The organism is Paenibacillus sp. Negev47, from assembly GCF_058313655.1.
Window position 1 is genome coordinate 6,630,362 of sequence record NZ_CM177754.1, and the last position, 19,377, is coordinate 6,649,738.

The window sequence follows — 19,377 nt, forward strand, 5'->3', positions numbered from 1 at the left end:
TCAAACGAGGAGGAAATCACATGACATTCACGTTCAGCGGCTATTCCACAACCCAAGACAGCCCGTGGAAAGAGTTATCTTTTGTACCGACAAATGAAAACGCTAACTTAAAGCTCACAGGGGAGCAGAACCAGCTTGTCGAAGGGTTTGGTGGTTGTTTCAACGAGCTTGGTTATATGGCTCTATCCCACTTAAATGAGGAGCAGCGCAACGAGGTATTCCACTCTCTCTTCCATCCGGATGGTGAGCATAAGTTTAACATCTGTCGCCTGCCGATTGGCGCAAGTGATTATGCAGAGCAGTGGTATAGTCACAACGAGGTGGACGGCGACGTGGCCATGGAACATTTTTCGATCGAACGTGATTTCAAATATCTGATTCCTTACATCAAGGAAGCTCTGAGTTATAACCCGAACCTGCAATTCTTCGCCTCCCCATGGAGTCCGCCAACATGGATGAAGTCGCCCAAAGCCTATAACTATGGCACACTGCGCTGGGAGAATGACATTCTGGATGCGTATGCCCTGTATTTCGTAAAATTCGTACAGGCTTACCGTGACGCAGGCATTACCATCCATCAGGTGCATGTGCAGAACGAAGTGATTGCAGATCAGAAATTCCCTTCTTGCATGTGGACAGGCGAGCAGCTTCGTGAGTTTATTGCCGATTATCTCGGCCCCGCTTTTGACAAGCATGGTCTGGATACGGAAATCTGGCTTGGAACGATCAACGCCCCTGATCCATGGGAGGAATTAACTAAGAAGAAAACCAATGACTTCGACGAGTACGCCGGGCTGGTGCTGAGTGATCCGAAAGCCTATTCCTACATCAAAGGTGTTGGATATCAATGGGCAGGCAAAAATGCCATTCAACGTACCGCGGCAAGCTATCCAGAGCTTCGTTACATGCAGACCGAGAATGAATGCGGCGATGGCAACAACTCATGGAACTACGCCAAATATGTATATAACCTCTACCAGCATTACTTCAGCAACGGGGTGAACGCGTATATCTACTGGAACATGGTTTTGGAACCCAAAGGCCGCAGCACATGGGGCTGGGAGCAGAACTCCATGATTACGATAGATCCTCACACAACGGAGGTTACTCGGAACCCTGAGTATTATGTGATGAAGCACTTCGCGCATCATATTGTTCCTGGTGCTCGAAGAGTCGGCCTGTCTGGCGCCTGGAGCGGTAAATCCGTCGCTTTCCGCAACCCGGACAACAGTCTCATCATTGTCATTAATAATCCATTCCAAGACCGTCGGGATCTGCATCTGACCTTCGAGGAAGGGCAGACCCTTCACATTGAGCTGGAGGGCGATTCCTTCAACAGCATGGTTATTCAACCGAAATAACAAACTTAACACATCGTTAAAAGCATAAACATCAATAGCGTCAGGCTCAGGAATTTCCCGGGCAGGCGCTATTTTTCATGGCGCAGGTCATGCTATTGTTATCATTTTTTCTTCTGTAGAACGCAAGCTGTAGATGAATTGAAGATAAGCCCTTTAACTTTTCATATTTACAAATCTATAAATCTAGATATAATGTAGTCCAGAGAACCTACTCTCATGTCCATCACATTATAGGAGGAAAGGCAGTCCCATTTTAGCATATTATATCTATTTATCTGTATATTTAAATACAATGGAGGTACGCTTTACATGAAATCACAACAGGTCAATCCGCTCCTTATCTTGATGCTGGCACTCGGAGTATTCGGGATTATTACAACGGAAATGGGAATCGTGGGGGTATTACCTCAGGTTGCGGATAAATTCGGTATCTCGGCTGCACAGGCAGGTTGGCTGGTCAGTATTTTTGCGCTGGTCGTAGCCATTGCGGGCCCTTTTCTTACCCTGCTGGCGTCGGGGATCAATCGTAAAATCATCCTTTTAGCTGCTGTGCTGATGTTTGCCATCTCGAACGTCGTATATGCCTACGCTACAACATTTGATACCATGCTTATCTTTCGAATGATTCCCGCACTGTTCCATCCCGTCTTCTTTTCCGTAGCCCTTGTCACCAGTGCCCAGCTCGTTCCAGCAGAGAAAAGCAGTCAAGCTGTTGCTAAAGTCTTTACCGGAGTTACCGCAGGCTTTGCCTTTGGCGTGCCACTGACATCGTATCTTGCTGAACGCCTATCTCTCGAAATCGCCTTTCTGTTTGGAGCGATGGTTAGTGTAGTCGCTTTGATCGGCATTTGGATCTGGTTACCCTCGATGCCCATCAAGGAAAAGATGTCCTATGGTAAGCAGCTCGGTATTCTGCGCAAACCTGGATTATGGCTGAATGTTGCCGCAGTCATTTTTATATTCGCCGCCATGTTCTCCGTGTACAGCTATTTCGCCGAGTATCTTGGACAGGTTACCCAGATGAGTGGATCATGGATCAGTGTCATGCTTACCGTCTTCGGTGTCGTCATGATTATCGGAAATTTGGCATTTGGACAGTTTCTGCGCAAGAGCGTGGTCCGTACTGTTCTCCTGTTCCCCTTGCTCTACATAGCAGCTTACGCACTCGTCTACTGGGCTGGTAATCACTTCATGTGGATGATTATTGTAGTCATCATCTGGGCATCCGTTCATTCGGGAGGATTGATTGTAAGCCAAACCTGGTTAACCGCTGAAGCGCAGGACGCACCTGAATTCGGCAACAGCTTGTATGTATCCTTTTCCAACCTCGGAATTACCTTGGGTACTGCCATCGGCGGATGGTTTATCGCAAACCTAGGGACACATCAACTGATCTGGAGCGGGATAATATTTGCACTCATCGCTTTTGTCTTGATTTGGATTAAAATCAAATGCTTCACTACACCAGGAATTGCGAAAAACAATTGAAACAATGCATCCGCACACAAGTAGCACCATGTCCCCATACTTATCAAGAGGAACATGGCGCTATTTGGTGGTATATAATCACCAGATTTAGATAAGAGCACAGACTCGTCCAAACGCAAGCTTAAGGATTGTTCGCCAAGTAATTTCTCAGCCATTGCATGGCTGGACGTTCTGTACCATTGCTGTTGACCAAGTGGGAGCCAGCCTGCCAGGTTTGATTCTGGTTGTAGCCCCACAGCGTCACACCTTTAACAGCAGAGTGTTTCCACAGGACGGGGAACTTCTGCTGATAACGCTGCAACTGTGTATTGTCATCACCTGTCATATCCAGCTCGGATACATAGATCGGCAACCCTGTCGCTGCAAGCTTGTTCAATACCGTGTTCATCGTGCTTACAGAGACATTGTCCATATTGAAGTAATGCGCTTGGATTCCAATACCATCGACTAAGCCTCTGTTTTTCAGAAGGTTAATAATCTGGATATATTGGTCCGCTTTAGCCGGATCGCCGATAATACCGTATTCATTGATCAACAATTTGGAGTTAGGGAAGGCTTGTCTCGCCTGTTGGAATGACCAGATAACCCAATCCCACCCCGTTGCTCCATCTCCGCCAATGGCATTGCGGTAAGATGGTTTCGCATGCAGAGGTTCATTCACCACATCAACGAAGGCAGACTTCGAATACCGCTGCCCTGCGGCCTTGATCCATTGTGTCACTTCAGCCTTCTGATCTGCGGCCGAGAGACCGTTAATCCAGGTCGGCTGCTGATTTCCCCATACGAGCGTATGGAACTTGAACGGAAATCCATTGTTGTTAGCATAATTGTACGCTATGTCCGCCTGGCCCCAATTCATTACGTTGCGTGTGCCTTCCACAGCATCCCACTTGGTTGAGTTCTCCGGAGTTACCTGATTCCAATACGGGCTAAAATTCGAAGGAACCTGGTTGGCAATAATATTGCCCAGAAATTTGCTGCCTTTCGCTAAACCTGCACTCACACTACCAACCGCAACAGATGCAGCGAGAATCCCTACCAATGCCAATGAGCCGACCGTCTTAAACCATTTGGACTTGATCAATGTATTTCCTCCTTCGTTTCTTATATTTTGTTAAGCGTTTACAATTACCACCTTACTGGATAATTATGGTTTTAGAAACCTGGCAAATTATAGTATTTTATCCCAATAATAGAATTATATATATATTTCTATCGATTTATCTGCTTAAACCCAACATAATTCTTACATTGGAGTTTACATTCCCCAAATGTTTATCTAGTATGAAATGATACATATCTTTACATACACTAGATAACAAGGGAGATTACAACATGCGCAAAATTTCAACGAAACGTATCGCCGGATGGCCCTTATCGTTCCTCTTATGTGCCTCCATTTTGTTCGCCCCATTTGCATCCACCCCGGTGAAGGCTGCTGAAGCAGACAAAGAAACCAAAATCACACTACTGGGAACATCCGATATTCATGGTCGATTCATGCCATGGGATTACGCGCTGGACGGCCCTAATGCAACAGGGAGTCTAACTCAGCTCTACACCATTGTGAAGAAGATTCGTACAGAGAATCCCAATACCATTCTGTTGGATATCGGGGACATGATCCAAGATAACTCGGCCGAACTGTTTAACGATCAACCGCAATCTCCCATGATGGTTGCAATGAACGAGATGAACTATGACGCATGGGTCATGGGTAACCATGAATTTAACTTTGGACTGGACGTACTGGAGAAGATATCTTCACAGTTCAATGGACAGCCTCTCGTGGGTAACATTTTTAAAGAAAACGGCGACCGCTACATGCCGGCCTATACGATTATTGAAAAGGACGGAATCAAAGTTGGCCTCATCGGGATGACAACACCCTTAATTACGGAGTATGAAAAAGGTACGGATCATCTCGACGGCGTTATCGTCAAAGATCCCGTGGAAGAAACGAAAAAAGTCGTTGCCGAGTTGAAGGGCAAAGTCGATGTCATGGTTGGAGTCATGCACATGGGACTCGAAAATGAGAATGGGAACCCGGGAACGGGAGTGACGGATATTGCCAATGCGAACCCGGAGCTGGCTGCCATCTTTGCCGGACACATGCATGCACTGATTGAATCCGAGACGGTGAACGGCGTATTGATCTCCGAACCGAATAAATATGGCTCACATATCTCGCGAATTGATCTGACATTTGCTAAAGACGGCGACAAAGTTGTGCTGAAAAGCAAGGAAGCTCAAGCCCTCGCTGTAAAAGCAGCTGACGGAACGTATGAAGTCTCCGATCCTGCGCTGGAAGAGACATTGCACCCGTTCCACGAGTTCGCTCGTGCCGATGCCAACATCGAAGTGGCTGAACTGAAAGGAACGAACCTGGTCCCTGCGGACGAAATCAAAGGCATCCCTGCTGTGCAGATTCAGGAGACTCCACTCTCGGACTTCTTCACCGAAGTTATGCTGCATTATAGCGATGCCGATGTGGTCGCGCACCAGATAGATAACGACAAGGCCAAGCTGGATGTAGGCCCGATCAAGAAGAAGGATATTGCGTTCAACTACCAATACACCTTCGGTGAAGTAACCGTGTATGAAGTGACCGGGCGTGATCTGATGGATTATATGGAGTGGTCTGCGGGGTACTTCAACTCTACACGCCCTGGTGATGTGACCATTAGTTTCGATCCGAAGCGTCGTGCTTCCAAATACAGCACCGATGATTTCTTTGGCGGCGTGACGTATGAGATTGACCTGACCAAGCCATATGGAAGTCGGATTACGAATCTCAAGTACAGTAATGGTACGGCAGTAAAAGAAGACGATACGTTGAAACTTGGCATGAACGCCTATCGAATGGAAGCCCTGATTGCGAAAGGCGGCGCCATGGAAGGACGTAAGTTCAAGCAGCTCTGGTCTTCCAAGGATGCCTCGGCATTTGGTGAGATCCAAGGTACGATTCGTAACCTGTCCATCGCCTATCTGAAAGATGTCATGAAGGGTGTCTACGAACCGAAGATTCAGCACAACTGGAAAATCACCGGCGTAGACCTGACTGCACCAGAACGTGCAGATGTGGTGGAGTTAATTAACGATGGCATCATGTCTGTGCCAACAACGGAAGACGGCAAATACACCAATATTGCCTCCATTAACATTTTGGATGCGGTGACTCAAGAAGAGATTGATGCTTTATCTGCCAAAGCAGGTGTGAGTGCAGCACAATTCGCAGGCGTGAAAACCAATGGAGCGTTCTATCAACAGCTGAACAAAGCTCGTAAAGCAGTTGGTAATGACGAGGAAGAAACCACACCTGAGAAGCCTACAACACCAACAGTACCAAAATCAACACCAACTCCAGGCACGCCGAAATCCGGCAAACCATCCACACCAAACACAGGTAAACCAGGTACCGTCACCAAAGGCAAACAAGCCAAGGTTACTGCAGCTTACCTGAACGTACGCGCTGGCGCTTCATCCAAAGCCAAGGTCGTATCTGCTGTACCGAAAGGCACCGTACTTGAAGTAATCAGCACAGACAAGTATGGCTGGGTAAAAGTGAAGCTGGATGGACGTGTAGCCTTCGTATATGGGAAATATGTAAGCATGTTGAAATAGCATAATCGTTACGCACCACGCTTAACGAAAAAGAAAAAGGGCGATTCTCCCATGGAAATCATGGTCGAGGTCGCCCTTTGTTATATTAACAAACCGTTAGGAGTATCGCTGTAACTGCTCTACGGGAATGAAGTCATTTAGCCTTGTGGCAGGTTCTTGATTTTATCCCTAAAAACGTCAAGTTTTATGCCATTCGTTTCTTCTGTGAAAACGCGTAATTCCTCCGATTCACCCTCATAGGCGGCAAGTACGTAATCCTCATCGACAATATAGTACGTGCCATAACGGGTGAAGGAATAGCCTCCGATCTGTTCTCCTGTCGTCCCTTTTTTGACTACAGCGATAATCTTCATACCCGGTTTAAGTTCCGGCTCCATACCTGCGAAGTCAGCGTTGTAGAACAGAAAAGTGTCCTCAGCTATATCATCCCCTGTTACCACTTCATGTATCTTCACCCCATAGGAGATGAATCTAGGCTGGTAGGGTGTCATCCCACTAGCCCTATCCTTATCAGCCATCTTTCGTTCAGGCGTGCCTGGTTCAGTCGACAGCTCCACACGAAAGCTCGGCATAACGTTCACAACCTCCGCCACAACGACCCCATCCCCAAATGCCATGACCTCCTGGAAGCTCACTTCTCTTATGTTAATCGTCGCAGGGACACCCGTCGAAAGTGGATATTCCTCGCGGAGTTCATTCATTCGATTAGAGGACAACCTGTTCCCCGCACCATTAGGCGATTCGGGAAATGGGGATGAGCACCCGGATAGGCTGACCACCGTCAATACGATACATAACAACGAACCAATCATCCGTACCCGTGCCATATATTCAACCCCCCTCATCTGACATCATTAAGATTCATACATCTTCGATGCTCAGCCCCTCTTCACATCCCAGCTCGCCAGCATGCCTCTCGCCATTTCCATCGTCGACTCTTCCCCTGTGGTTAGAGCAAATTTGGCAACCAGTGCCGGGTAAGCAGCCCATTGTTCCCGAATATGCTCAAACATCTGAGGCCATGTCCTTCCCCCTGCCTTCTCGTATCGCTTCAGCAGATCGCGCAGTCCATCATCTTGGAAAAGTCCATAAAGGATTACAAAATCCTTACCCGGATCAGCGATCTCCGCTTCCGTCCAGTCGATGAGTCCGGTTACCCGCTGTGTATCATCGACAATGATATGCGGTGGGTGCAGATCACCGTGATTAAACGTCGAGTGCTTCGGCCAATAGCTACCTACAGACAGCCACACCGTCCAGCGTTCAACTAGCTCGGTTGGCACCGAAAAGTTCTGCTTAATCTCCTCAATATTGGCTGCAAATTCTTTGCGAGCTTCCATAGGTGTCTTGATCCGCACTCCACCTTTCTTCGCCTTGTCGGGATCGATATTATGCAGCTTGGCGAGAGTCGTTGCCAGTGAATCTAGGAACTCGTCAGACAAGGTCTCCTGCGGGAAACGCCACGCATATCCTGCACCAGCAGGATCTACCACTGCAATCGGGTCGCCATCCAATAGTGGATAAGCGATAAGTTCGGGCGTGCAGATTCGCCAGTCCGGCACCTGTGCCGGAACACTCCCCCGGACCACATCCAACACCCTGCGCTCATTTTCGGCTCGCTCCCATACGTCTTCGCGTCGCGGCTGACGCAGAACCCACTTTTGTCCACTTATATCAGTGGCGAAGGCTACCCGGAAGTCCATCCCGGACTCATTGATTTCCATCGATTCCTTACGGATTTGAAGCCCATTTTGTTCAGCCAGCAACCATATATCCTGTGTGAAATCCACTTGTTCATTTGACTTTGTCATATCCAAACCTCCCCTTTTCCTTGGAAAAATAAAAAACACAGACATTCATGCCTGTGCTTTCGATCTCGGAATAGGGCTATACCTATTTTTGCGCATCCCCATAGTGGTACATCAAAGAACCACTCTTATGCAAGAGTGTCCACTACAAATAACGGCATACGTGTAAACAGGCAAACTTCTCCCGATGATCTGCACACAGGCAGTGAAACAGCAAGCGCAAGCAAACGTTCCGCTACTATCTCAATCGAAAAAAATTTACCACACGTATCCCTCCGTTCAGTAAGTTAACTATATGCTAACATATTCCAATTTTTAGTGCCATACTGAATGGACTGATTTTCGTTTTTTATGGATGTACAGGAACTTCGCTGACTCAGGTAACGTCCATAGTTATAGCTACACTAAAAAAGGATGAGAGGTGAGTAACCCAATGTACATTGTACGAAGATTATCCTTATTACCAGTCCTCTTGTTTCTGCTAACGCTCGGATGTGCAGAGCAATCTGAGGAACAAGGGAAAGAGAAGCCACATGTACGAGGAATTATTACGGATTATGAGGAAGAAAGAGGTCAGGTACTCATCGACAATAAAGAAGATGGAGGTGTTGAATCAGGACCGATTTGGATTTCGCTCAGCAAGAACGCCGAACTCATCATCGAAGGAGAGACTGTGACCGTCTCTTTGGATGAGACACTCGTTGGTCGAAGTGCAGAAGTGTGGATCAATGGAGTTATTGCTCAATCTTACCCTCCCCAAACCAAGGCTGTGAAGATGGTCATTCATTAACACAAGATTGAACACATGATATGTTATAATAACGAAATAATCTTATAAGGAACAGGGAAGGATTCGCATGGAAGCTAAACAACCCCCAGATCAGGAGAATCCCATTTCTCGTGGTCGACCAAGGAGTACAGAAGTTCACAAACGCATACTGGATGCCACGTTAACCTTACTTGGCGAAGTAGGTGTGGAGAAAATGAGTATGGAGTCTGTCGCACAGCTCGCAGGCGTAGGCAAAAGCTCAATCTATCGGCGTTGGAGCAGCAAGGAAGCGCTGGTCGTGGATGCACTGGAACGTCTCAAGCCGGAGTTCAGCACAGCTGTACAAGGCGAACTACATGAAGTGTTGTACGAGTTGGCCCAAAGTTTTGCCCATCAGATGAACAATCCGCTTGGGAAGCAGATGCTCTCTTTGCTGATTTCTACCCTATCTGGCAGTTCACAGATTTCAGAGTCGTATTGGGAAAACCATTCACTGCCGAAGACCAAGGAAATCTCCAGTCTGCTTGAACGTCATATCCCGAAGGAAAAACTCCGTCAAGGTACAGATCTGGATCTGGTGTCTGATTTTATAATCGGTTTTATTATGTATCAGCTATTGCTCAAACCGACTTCATTCGATCTGGATAACGAACTGAAACGCGGTATTGATATGATTTTAAACGGAATACAATCCAAATGATTTAGGTCTCGCTATGATTAGCAAGACCTTTTTTATTGACAATTAACGATACGATACAGTATCGTATATAATATAAAATCATACAAGGGAGTGTAGTCCATGAGTAAATCAAATAAAACAGTGATTATTACAGGCGGTAATACCGGTCTTGGATACGAAAGTGCCAAAGTGATTGCTTCATCTCAGAAGTGGCATGTCGTTATTGCTTCTCGCAGCCTAAGTAGAGGGAACGCTGCAGTGCAGACATTGATCCAATCTACGGGTAACCCCAATATCTCGGCTATGGAGCTAGATTTGGCTTCAACGACATCCATAAGGAAACTTGCAGCGCTATATATCCAAGCCGATCTTCCACCTCTCCATGCCATCGTTTGCAATGCCGGATCCCAATTTGTGCAAAATACACAATCCACTACGGATGGTGTCGAGGCAACCTTTGGTGTGAACCATCTGGGGCATTTCCTCCTCGTCCGCTTGCTGCTTGAGTCGCTTCAGGAACAGGGGCGAATCATCGTTGTATCCAGTGACACACACGACCCAGGAGCCAAAACCGGTATGCCTGCTCCTCGCTATGCTCATCCCAATATCATGTCTGATCCTGCCCAGTCTGATCAATTTCTCGCCGACCTCTCTCCTTCTGCCCGGGGACAACTACGTTATACAACATCGAAGTTATGCAATTTGTATTTCACCTATGAACTCACCCGCCAAGTCCAACAATCTGGCAGATCTGTTGCAGTCGCTGCATTTAATCCTGGGATGATGCCTGGCAAAGGTTCCGCTCTCGCCAGAGAGTATCGCCCGCTCCTTCGTTTCATGTGGAATTATGTAATGCCTCTGATGCGTTTCTTTAATGCTGGCATACGCACCACCAGGCAATCAGGAGCTGACCTTGCAAGCCTCGTATTACATCAACCTATAAGCGAATTGAAGGGAACATACTGGGATGGACCGAAGAAAATCCCTTCTTCCGAGGAATCCTACAGCCCTGAGCGTGCCGTAGAATTATGGGACTGGAGTTCAGAAAGACTTGGTTTGCATAATACGATTTAAACATCATTGTGAATTACTCCGTTAGGTTGCCCGCATATAGAGTATAATAAAAAGGTATACGATCAATGTACGGTGCAATGCTTGTATGTAGAGTATTCAAAACTAACGCAAAAGAGGTAAACAATGAGCGAGCAACAATTTAAAGATTATGGACTTGGTGAAGAGATCGTAAAAGCACTGGACAGTCTGGGCTATGAGACACCAACCGAGGTTCAAACTAAAGTTATTCCGGTAGCATTGGAGAACCAGGATCTTGTGGTCAAATCACAGACAGGTAGTGGTAAAACAGCTGCCTACGGCATTCCGCTCTGCGAGCTGGTGGATTGGAATGAGAATAAGCCACAGGCTTTGATTCTTACACCGACCCGGGAACTGGCTTTGCAGGTTAACGAAGATATTACGAATATCGGCCGCTTTAAGCGTATTAAAGCAACCGCACTATACGGACAGTCCCCTTTTCATATTCAAAAAGCGGAGTTAAAACAAAGAACCCATGTGGCTGTTGGTACGCCGGGTCGGGTACTGGATCATATCGAACGCGGCACGCTGCCACTCGAACGGATCGCTTATCTCGTTATTGACGAGGCCGATGAGATGCTGAATATGGGCTTTATTGAGACAGTACAGTCCATCATTCAGAAGCTGCCACAGGAACGAGTGACCATGTTGTTCTCCGCAACGTTCCCTGAAGATGTCGCCAAGCTGTCACGTAAATACATGAACAAACCGGTGGAGATTGAGATCAAGGCAAGCGGACTGACAACAGCCACCATTGAACATGCTGTAATTCACGTACCAGAGGTGAACAAAACCGCGTTGCTTCAGGATTTGTTCATTGTGGAGAATCCAGATAGTTGTATCGTGTTCTGCCGTACGCAAGAGAATGTAGATAAGCTATTCCGGGTCATGGCTGACCTTGACTATCCAGCAGATCGTATCCATGGAGGCATGGAGCAGGATGAGCGGATCGAAGTGATGAACGCATTCCGACGGGGACAGTTCCGTTATCTGATTGCGACGGATGTAGCTGCACGCGGTATTGATATCACAAATATTACTCATGTCATCAACTACGATATTCCTTTGGAAAAAGAGGGATATGTGCACCGCACAGGCCGTACGGGTCGCGCAGGCAAAACAGGTAAAGCCCTTACGTTGATCACACCGAAAGATGGCAGACGCCTGGCGGAGATTGAATCCTATATCGGATTCCAAATCCCTGTCGTGAAAGCTCCTTCCGAGGAAGCTGTGGATCGCCGCAGAGAAGACTTCGAGAAGCGATTGAAGATCGTGCCTGAACGCAAAAAGGACAAGCGTGAACAGCTGAATCAACAGATCATGAAGCTGAACTTCAACGGAGGCAAGAAGAAGAAACTTCGCGCCGTAGACTTTGTAGGTACCATCGCCAAGCTTGAAGGAGTGACTGCAGACGATATCGGGATCATTACGATTCTGGATAATGTAACGGATGTAGAGATCCTGAACGGCAAAGGCCCACTCGTACTGGAGCTCATGCAAAACACAACGATCAAAAAGATGCAGCTCAAGGTTCGCAAAGGTCATAAGTAGTTTAGTAGATGGGTTAAATAAATAGGTCCAGACCAAAAAAGGGTAATCGACTTGGAAAACATGTCGGCTATCCCTTTTTTCCGTGCTTTCGTTGTTGGTCAAATGGCTGCTTGTACGAAACATGAATTTTGAAAAAAAATTAACCCCGCTATGGCTTTACGACCGATGCTGTGCATTTCACAGCCCGTTATGTTGCGGATCAATATGGTGAACGCGGTTTTGTGGAATAATCCGGGTAACTGGTACACCCCACCCCAATGGTGAATACCAAAATCCGCCGTAACCAAGAAAAGGCCACTTCTTCAGAATAGAAACTTCTGAGAAGTGGCCTTTCTTTCGCCTACGGACGAACCAATGGACCGTTTTTTTTTGCCAAACTATACATGAACTATAGTGAATTATTGATGATGTCCGAGAATGCATCCCTATTGTAGGTATCATCCTGAATGCGCCATTCTCCCTGATCCTGCAAAAAGGTGATATCGCCCGATAGCGGAATAGACCTGAACTCCTTGTCGTTCTCATCTGTAAATTTCAAATCAAGTGTGTATTCCACAAGAATCCAGTCGCTCTTGCTATCTTTGATCTTGGTTTGTATATTTTCAGGATGCACCTTCGCTTGTTCGATGTGTGCTACCTGAAGAGGCAACACAATATATCGATTAGCCATGTACGCCTCATAATTTCTGGATGTCAGGAATTGCCTCATGGTGTCCCCTTTGGCCAATAACCCTTCCATTTCTAGCGTATCCTCATAGTCCTTGCCATCCACAGTGAGTTCTGTTGTTTTATACTCCAGCGACATTTCGAGCGCTTGCTGCTGCTCCGCCGTCGCCTTCTGTTCACTTACATCACTCGGCTGTTCTGCTTCTGGAGGAGTAACGGGTTTAGTGCTTTCCGCTGATTCAGATGAAGTGCACCCCGCTAACATGGCGGCGGAAAGAAATAATGTACCCCTCACATAAGCTAACTTGCGCATAGTTGATCAAACCCTTTCGCATCTTTAATACTCTCAATTATCTCTTCAATAGGATATAATATCCAGTTATTGGTCACATCTGAACAGACATCCAGTGAATTACATCCATTGGGTGTCATCTTCCTCATAGATTGTGTTATAGTCATCGGGAAGTGGACCGAATCTCGAAGGATAGCGCCTGCGGGTCCAATAACTGCGTGTTTCCTTCAACAATGAAGGTGTGAAAGCTATGTCAACCTATCAAATCGTTCCTATGGTCTATAATTCCAAGGAACAGATTGATGCTATTATTTTGCTCGAACAACAATGTAAACAGCTCGATTCCATTCATCTGAAGGCAGACCTTGACCATATCAGCAAAAAAGACGGAGACCACGCGCTTCTTGGTTATCGTGAAGGTGAATTGGTAGGACTCCTCAGCTGGTATCCTTCCGACGCCATAACCGGAAATATTAATGCCATCGTACATCCGCAGTATCGTCGCCAAGGTGTGTTCAGTAGTTTACTGAAACGGGCCATCATAGACATGAAACCACAGGGTATCAACCAACTCAGTTATCGCGTTCCTCAGGGCTTATCTCCGGGTCTTCTTACCGCTCAATCCCTTGGAGCCATTTATGATCGTGCGGAGTACTCAATGCTATTTACGAATGAAGTCCTTTCGGTCGTGGAGCCACCTGAACTAACGTTGTCCGTGGCAGAAGAAGAGGATATGGAGTTTATGGTCACTTGCTCATCCCAAGCCTTTGGAGATTCGGAGGACTGGACACGCAATTACTTCATGCAAACGAATGAACCCAGCCGAGTCACCTATGTAGCATGGCAGGATCAAAAGCCTGTTGGGTTGGTACGGGTTAACTCCATTAATACGACAACTGCTTTTATTCATAATTTCTGTATCTTACCTGCTTATCAGGGACAGAAACTGGGGCGCACCGCGCTTAGTATCCTGGTTGATCTCCTAAGGAAACAAAATTATACAGATATTCGCCTATCCGTTGTTACCGAGAACGAACGTGCTTTGAACTTATACCGCAGTGTTGGTTTTGAAGTGAATTCTGAGTACCACTATTTCAGCGGTAATTTGTAAAAGGCAGGTATCCTTCGTATGGCACCTACGTACTTGTAATATGTAAAGCAAAAAGCCACATTCGATTACTCGAATGTGGCTTAAATAGTTTTATCCCTTTTTGCCATATACAATTTTCTTGATGCTATCAACGGATAAACAGAATTGATCTGCAAGCTGATCGATGGTTCTACCCGCAGTGAATAGCTGGCGAATCTCGTTGTTCCGCTCCTGGACAACCCTTCTGCTGCCCGAGTCCTCGCCCCACTTCTTATGGGCATCCTTGGGCCTCGGAATATAGATCAGGCCGCCGGAGATATGACGCTGTATTTCTTTGAGTAATTCTTCCGGGAAGATCGTATCTGCATTAATATATTTCACGCTGCTCCACTCCTTAAAAGTTAAAATCTTTAAGGCAGCAGAGTCTTACAATGAACGCATTAGATATGCACTATAATGGTATGGCGGAAATGAATTTCAGGCTCTATGCAAACAACCGCCGTTGTTCATCGCATGGACTCTGCATAGAGCGGGTCGTTAAATTTATTATGAATCGAATCATGGTAGCCCCCCATTCAGTCAATCAAGATCAGGTTACTTTAGATGGTACTCCTATATCTTCCATGTCAGAACCTTATATCCTTCTACTCATCGATATATTGGCTTACACTCCGTTCCAGCAATTCTCTAACCTGCTGCCTCAACTCAGTCGGTGAGATCACCTTCACTTCTGGTCCATAGGAGAGTAACTTTCGCGCTGTAAAAGAAAACTCTTCAGGCGGAACCAGTCCTCGCCATGCATGACCTTGAACCGAATTAAACAAAACATCTGACGCAGCAATCCTTGCTCCGAATTCCGTGAATTGCAGTACCACTTCTACGCTTGCTCTGTCTTCTTTGGCATATAACCACGCTTTCAGACTCGGAACGGATTCATCCACCGAATCCATAACAGCCAACTGCTGCATGCGATCCACCCGATACAACAATACGCGATCCTTATTCCGGGCTGGCATGTACCAATGTCCCTGCTCATAGTAGATGCCATAGGGGTAGAGCTTGACTTTTTTAGGACCATTGCGGGCATGATACATAAACTCGATTTCTCTCTTTTCTACTGCCGCACCCAATATCTCAGTTGTTAATGGCTCCGCATGCTCACCGGGATGCTGGACAAAGGTGATATGTTCCCTCATTCGCATAATCAGATCCTGTACATCCTCAGGCAAAGTAGAAAAATACTGCTCAGCCAGATGTCCACGCATGGAACCGTACGGAAAATCCGGGACTTGCTGTAGATATTCCAGCATCATAAACAGTCCTAATGCCTCCTGCTGTGTCAGTTGAAGGGGTGGCAAAATCCGATTAGGCAACACCCGGTATCCGCCGTTCACGCCAACTTCTGTGTACAAGGGAAAACCCAGTGCCTGCAATGCATCCAGATCTCGCTGAATCGTGCGAACCGAGACGTCGAACCGTTCTGCCAATTCTCGGGCCGTGAACTTCTGTCTGGAATCCATCAGGCGCATGATGGCCAGCTTCCGATTATTCATGAATTCAACATCCTAACTACGTCATCTTTTGTCATAGTTAGAGTGTATCATACATTTTAGAAGGGAGCGATGAACATGTCTGATAACAAAACCATTTTGTACATTGCTATGAGTTTGGATGGATATATCGCAAGACTGGACGGTTCGGTAGATTGGTTATTTGATGTGGAGGGTGATGGTGGAGACAACGGATATGCTGCCTTTTATCAAACGATTGGTAGCGTCGTTATGGGACGTTACACGTACGAAGAGGTGCTCACACTATCTGAGGAATTCCTCTATGCGGATCGCCCAACGTATGTGCTATCCCGCTCAGAACAGCCGACTGCTCCACATGTACAGTTCACAACCGAGTCGGTAGAAACGCTCATTCCTAGGTTAAAGAAAACTTCTGATGGAGACGTATGGATTGTGGGTGGTGGTAAGCTCGTTCAAGCAGTAATGGAGAAAAAATTATTGGATGAGATTGAAGTTGCTATCATTCCAAAAATTCTTGGCGAAGGCATCCCATTGTTCCCGGTAGGCACTGTGCCAAGTCAATTCAAAATGATCCGAACCCAGACACTCGGGCAGATCATTTCGATTCGTTATGAGGTAAAACAGCTGAAATAGCCGATAAATGAAAAGAAGACAGCCCGATATGCAGTACTCCCAATGGTCCGATATATACACATTCTGCCTTTGGCGTATTGCACGATCTGGAGCTGTCTTTTATTTTAATTCTCTACATGGGTCACTTCGATGACAGAATCCCATTTAAGTATGCTGTCAGCACTTCTGCCGTCCTACGGTGAGATAACTCGCCGGGATGACTTCGAGCGCCCACCGTTTCCTCAGTCGTATCGGGAAGCTGAATGATCGAGACCTTAAGATCCCCCGTCTCTTTCGTATACGCATCAACCGCACGGTAGATGGCAGGCATCATTGGGAAACCAAGCATGCCATAAGCCCATACGAGTTGAGCATCTGGATTATTTTTTCGAAGCTTAGTCAGGAACTGTTCCACCGCTTTCTCAAAAGTGGCCAAATCCTCTTCATGATACGTACCATCTTCGTTCAGACGCTGCTTATACACCTTACCGGTATCCGGGTCTTTCCACTCAGGTGACTGAAACGCACCCCCATCATTGCTACCCAGATTTACAACCACCACATCCGGCTGCCAGGAACCAAAATCATGCTGATCTCCTGCGCCGAGCGCTTCGTTACGTCCACCGGTGAGCAGTCCACAGACTTGCTCATAATAATCGGGAATGTTCCCTTTGGGATTGTTATCCCAGCTTGTCAGCACACCCCAGCCACTTTGCGAGGTGACCCGGTATTCTGCATTCAATGCCTCTGCTGTCATAAACGTATAATTATGTATGGCGCTGAACCACATCGGTACCCAGTCTTCCTCCGCCTTCGCCCCAATGGCACCTTCACCGGATGTAATGCTGTCACCGATAAACTCAATCTTGTACGGTTTTTCCTCCACAGGCCGGAACGCTCCATCTGTCTTCACCGCATGAATCTGCAAGGAAGAACCCGGGTCGCCACTCATCGCTTGAACATCTTTAACGATCCGTATATTCTTCACCACATCTGCGTTCATGCCTCGATACACACAGACCCAGTACCGCCCTTCCATTAACATCTGTCTGCTCACCGGGACACCGTTGATCAGAATGCTGATCCATGACTCATATATATCATACTGCGACTCTACCTCAACCCATAGTTCGGAGCCCTGTACATTGAGTTCGACTGCACTCCCCGTCCAAAACAACGTCAACGGTGATCGCTCTCCAGTTGTTCTGCCATGCACTTTCAGATAAGTCAGTTCCGATAACGCATAAACCTGTAAACCGGTATTCGCCTGCACACTCACCTGTTATTCCCCCCTCATTAATTCAATAAAAAAATAATTATTAAGCGCTTTCTTTTGTATCGATAAAATGTCCCTCAGCAAGCCATGTTCAAGTCCATCATATCAGATGTGCTCAATCCATCGTTCGCCATCAGGAGATTTATTATTATTTTTTTGTTCACTTAACGCTCATACTTCCACTGTTCATTCACTTTGCTGAGTACATGCACCACATCATCCACGATCATGATAGAACGTGTCATCGACATCGGCCCCCTTGATTAGATTCATTTTGGGAATAGCTATAGCAAATGTTGTCCCTGTTCCTTCCGGAGGTCCCGATTCTACCTTAATTCGTCCCTCCAACGACTGGACGATATCACGTACATGGGACAGACCAATGCCTGTTGCGGCAATGCCAACTTCATTGAACTTGGTTGTATAGCCCGGTTCGAAGATAACCTCCCGTTTGGCTTCAGGTACGCCTTTTCCAGAATCCATCACGACGAAATGCACGTCATCTTCTTGCTCATACACACGAATTCGGACCGTCCCCTCACGCTCAATCGCCTCTACCGCATTGGCAATCAGGTTATTCATTACCGTGAGAAGAGGAATGTAATACGGAGACTCACAATCATACTGTTGCTCGATGTCGATCTCGACCTGCTTATGCAACATTTCGCTGTATTTTCGATTTGCTTTGCTGGCAAAGTTCAGTACTTCTGACAGGCTCATATTGACTGCCTTTTCGTTATCATACAGTTTCAGCAGACCCGCCAGAATGCGTTGTGAATCCTTCTTCACTTCATGAATCTGCTGAGCAATGCCCAGGGTACGCTGACTGTATTGGTTCATGTCCTGCTCCCGGAGATCACGATATAGATCATAGCTGTCTGCTGTAATGCCTTCTATCGTATTCATCGCTTTTTTTAGGTAAAAGACCTCGCCATACAGACCCGAGTTCACACTCAGCATCTGCTCCATCCGCTTCTCCTGCTCGGCATGTAAGAGCCGCATCTGCCTCACGGCCAAGCTGTTGTAGAGCCCAATCACAAAGTAACTTCGCAGACCGCCTACCACAAGCAGATACAACCATTCCTTCATATAAAAGATATTGGTCCCGCTTAACATTCCGCGAAGAAGTAGCTCAACAAGATTGGAGGAAAAATCGATGCAGGTAATCAGCCCGCCGAGCAGCAGAGGTTGCATTTCGTGAAGCCGATGCTTGAGCTTGCTAAGTCCATAGGCAAAGACCACGTAATACAAGCCTGCCCCCAGATTATCCCGCATGCTTTCCAGAATGGATACGGTCTGTACATGATTGATGAGATCTGCCGATTGAAGAAGGAAGTTCGCGATACCTGTCAGGATTCCTGTCTTCACATAAGACAGGTTCGGCATAATCATCAGCAGAAATAAAAGAATGCTAACGCCCAGCCCGATTCGGAAGTAATCTTCCCGGAACGGATTAATCTTAAATTGTGCCCCTACCGCTGTGGCAAAGGCAATGGCCGTCATCTGCACATTCTCATTTTTGACCCAATTGCGCATC

General features: G+C 46.7%; 17 protein-coding genes. 9 read left to right on the forward strand and 8 right to left on the reverse strand.

Going from position 1 to position 19,377, the window contains the following annotated elements:
- Positions 1–20 precede the first annotated feature (20 nt).
- Both AC4G47_RS29770 and AC4G47_RS29775 read left to right on the forward strand, forming a co-directional pair.
- Positions 21–1,361, forward strand: a complete 1,341-nt coding sequence (locus tag AC4G47_RS29770; RefSeq protein WP_491104116.1) for a glycoside hydrolase family 30 protein — start codon at positions 21–23, stop codon at positions 1,359–1,361.
- 309 nt (positions 1,362–1,670) lie between these two features.
- Positions 1,671–2,849 (forward strand): MFS transporter, encoded by a 1,179-nt coding sequence (locus AC4G47_RS29775; protein ID WP_491104118.1) that lies wholly within the window; start codon positions 1,671–1,673, stop codon positions 2,847–2,849.
- Between the two features lie 121 nt (positions 2,850–2,970).
- Here AC4G47_RS29775 and AC4G47_RS29780 read toward each other — a convergent pair whose 3' ends face one another.
- On the reverse strand, positions 2,971–3,933 hold the full coding sequence (locus AC4G47_RS29780; protein WP_491104119.1) for an endo-1,4-beta-xylanase: 963 nt from the start codon (positions 3,931–3,933) through the stop codon (positions 2,971–2,973).
- Positions 3,934–4,184: 251 nt separating this feature from the next.
- Here AC4G47_RS29780 and AC4G47_RS29785 point away from each other — a divergent pair, with 251 nt between their 5' ends.
- Positions 4,185–6,473 carry a 5'-nucleotidase C-terminal domain-containing protein gene (locus tag AC4G47_RS29785; protein ID WP_491104120.1) on the forward strand — a complete coding sequence of 763 codons (2,289 nt, stop codon included), beginning with the start codon at positions 4,185–4,187 and terminating at the stop codon, positions 6,471–6,473.
- 137 nt (positions 6,474–6,610) lie between these two features.
- On the opposite strand, the gene AC4G47_RS29790 is transcribed toward AC4G47_RS29785, so the two are convergent.
- A complete protein-coding gene (locus tag AC4G47_RS29790) occupies positions 6,611–7,300 on the reverse strand; it encodes a hypothetical protein (protein ID WP_491104121.1) in 690 nt (229 codons plus the stop codon).
- Between the two features lie 51 nt (positions 7,301–7,351).
- Entirely contained in the window at positions 7,352–8,284 is a 933-nt protein-coding gene (locus AC4G47_RS29795) for a macrolide 2'-phosphotransferase (protein WP_491104122.1), read from the reverse strand.
- 430 nt (positions 8,285–8,714) lie between these two features.
- Here AC4G47_RS29795 and AC4G47_RS29800 point away from each other — a divergent pair, with 430 nt between their 5' ends.
- The 4 genes from AC4G47_RS29800 (at position 8,715) to AC4G47_RS29815 (ending at position 12,372) form a co-directional block, all read left to right on the forward strand.
- Positions 8,715–9,071: a hypothetical protein gene (locus AC4G47_RS29800; RefSeq protein WP_491104123.1), complete on the forward strand. Its 357-nt coding sequence runs from the start codon at positions 8,715–8,717 to the stop codon at positions 9,069–9,071.
- 67 nt (positions 9,072–9,138) lie between these two features.
- Positions 9,139–9,750, forward strand: coding sequence for a TetR/AcrR family transcriptional regulator (locus AC4G47_RS29805; RefSeq protein ID WP_491104124.1), 612 nt, complete (start codon positions 9,139–9,141; stop codon positions 9,748–9,750).
- A 99-nt stretch (positions 9,751–9,849) separates the two neighbouring features.
- Positions 9,850–10,803: an SDR family NAD(P)-dependent oxidoreductase gene (locus AC4G47_RS29810; protein WP_491104125.1), complete on the forward strand. Its 954-nt coding sequence runs from the start codon at positions 9,850–9,852 to the stop codon at positions 10,801–10,803.
- Positions 10,804–10,926: 123 nt separating this feature from the next.
- The gene (locus AC4G47_RS29815) at positions 10,927–12,372 is read left to right on the forward strand and encodes a DEAD/DEAH box helicase (protein WP_491104126.1); all 1,446 of its coding nucleotides are present in this window, start codon (positions 10,927–10,929) and stop codon (positions 12,370–12,372) included.
- Between the two features lie 388 nt (positions 12,373–12,760).
- On the opposite strand, the gene AC4G47_RS29820 is transcribed toward AC4G47_RS29815, so the two are convergent.
- Complete coding sequence (locus AC4G47_RS29820; protein WP_491104127.1) at positions 12,761–13,351, reverse strand: hypothetical protein; 591 nt, start codon at positions 13,349–13,351, stop codon at positions 12,761–12,763.
- A gap of 229 nt (positions 13,352–13,580) precedes the next feature.
- Here AC4G47_RS29820 and AC4G47_RS29825 point away from each other — a divergent pair, with 229 nt between their 5' ends.
- Positions 13,581–14,441, forward strand: coding sequence for a GNAT family N-acetyltransferase (locus AC4G47_RS29825; protein WP_491104128.1), 861 nt, complete (start codon positions 13,581–13,583; stop codon positions 14,439–14,441).
- Positions 14,442–14,531: 90 nt separating this feature from the next.
- On the opposite strand, the gene AC4G47_RS29830 is transcribed toward AC4G47_RS29825, so the two are convergent.
- A complete protein-coding gene (locus tag AC4G47_RS29830) occupies positions 14,532–14,801 on the reverse strand; it encodes a CD3324 family protein (protein WP_458124664.1) in 270 nt (89 codons plus the stop codon).
- Positions 14,802–15,064: 263 nt separating this feature from the next.
- The gene (locus tag AC4G47_RS29835; RefSeq protein WP_491104130.1) at positions 15,065–15,973 is read right to left on the reverse strand and encodes a helix-turn-helix transcriptional regulator; all 909 of its coding nucleotides are present in this window, start codon (positions 15,971–15,973) and stop codon (positions 15,065–15,067) included.
- Between the two features lie 69 nt (positions 15,974–16,042).
- On the opposite strand from AC4G47_RS29835, the gene AC4G47_RS29840 reads away from it, so the two are divergent.
- Positions 16,043–16,585 carry a dihydrofolate reductase family protein gene (locus AC4G47_RS29840; RefSeq protein ID WP_491104132.1) on the forward strand — a complete coding sequence of 181 codons (543 nt, stop codon included), beginning with the start codon at positions 16,043–16,045 and terminating at the stop codon, positions 16,583–16,585.
- Between the two features lie 121 nt (positions 16,586–16,706).
- Here the strand turns inward: AC4G47_RS29840 and AC4G47_RS29845 are convergent, their stop codons facing one another.
- Together AC4G47_RS29845 and AC4G47_RS29850 are read right to left on the reverse strand one after the other, a co-directional pair.
- Positions 16,707–17,837, reverse strand: a complete 1,131-nt coding sequence (locus AC4G47_RS29845) for an SGNH/GDSL hydrolase family protein (protein ID WP_491106832.1) — start codon at positions 17,835–17,837, stop codon at positions 16,707–16,709.
- Positions 17,838–18,056: 219 nt separating this feature from the next.
- Positions 18,057–19,376: an ATP-binding protein gene (locus tag AC4G47_RS29850; RefSeq protein ID WP_491104133.1), complete on the reverse strand. Its 1,320-nt coding sequence runs from the start codon at positions 19,374–19,376 to the stop codon at positions 18,057–18,059.
- Position 19,377 lies beyond the last annotated feature (1 nt).

Excerpts from the sequence above, each read along its gene's own strand:
- AC4G47_RS29770 (WP_491104116.1), top strand. The coding sequence starts at position 21 with ATGACATTCACGTTCAGCGGCTATTCCACAACCCAAGACAGCCCGTGG.
- AC4G47_RS29775 (WP_491104118.1), top strand. The coding sequence starts at position 1,671 with ATGAAATCACAACAGGTCAATCCGCTCCTTATCTTGATGCTGGCACTC.
- AC4G47_RS29785 (WP_491104120.1), top strand. The coding sequence starts at position 4,185 with ATGCGCAAAATTTCAACGAAACGTATCGCCGGATGGCCCTTATCGTTC.
- AC4G47_RS29790 (WP_491104121.1), bottom strand. The coding sequence starts at position 7,300 with ATGGCACGGGTACGGATGATTGGTTCGTTGTTATGTATCGTATTGACG.
- AC4G47_RS29795 (WP_491104122.1), bottom strand. The coding sequence starts at position 8,284 with ATGACAAAGTCAAATGAACAAGTGGATTTCACACAGGATATATGGTTG.
- AC4G47_RS29800 (WP_491104123.1), top strand. The coding sequence starts at position 8,715 with ATGTACATTGTACGAAGATTATCCTTATTACCAGTCCTCTTGTTTCTG.
- AC4G47_RS29805 (WP_491104124.1), top strand. The coding sequence starts at position 9,139 with ATGGAAGCTAAACAACCCCCAGATCAGGAGAATCCCATTTCTCGTGGT.
- AC4G47_RS29810 (WP_491104125.1), top strand. The coding sequence starts at position 9,850 with ATGAGTAAATCAAATAAAACAGTGATTATTACAGGCGGTAATACCGGT.
- AC4G47_RS29815 (WP_491104126.1), top strand. The coding sequence starts at position 10,927 with ATGAGCGAGCAACAATTTAAAGATTATGGACTTGGTGAAGAGATCGTA.
- AC4G47_RS29820 (WP_491104127.1), bottom strand. The coding sequence starts at position 13,351 with ATGCGCAAGTTAGCTTATGTGAGGGGTACATTATTTCTTTCCGCCGCC.
- AC4G47_RS29825 (WP_491104128.1), top strand. The coding sequence starts at position 13,581 with ATGTCAACCTATCAAATCGTTCCTATGGTCTATAATTCCAAGGAACAG.
- AC4G47_RS29835 (WP_491104130.1), bottom strand. The coding sequence starts at position 15,973 with ATGAATAATCGGAAGCTGGCCATCATGCGCCTGATGGATTCCAGACAG.
- AC4G47_RS29840 (WP_491104132.1), top strand. The coding sequence starts at position 16,043 with ATGAACATGTCTGATAACAAAACCATTTTGTACATTGCTATGAGTTTG.
- AC4G47_RS29850 (WP_491104133.1), bottom strand. The coding sequence starts at position 19,376 with ATGCGCAATTGGGTCAAAAATGAGAATGTGCAGATGACGGCCATTGCC.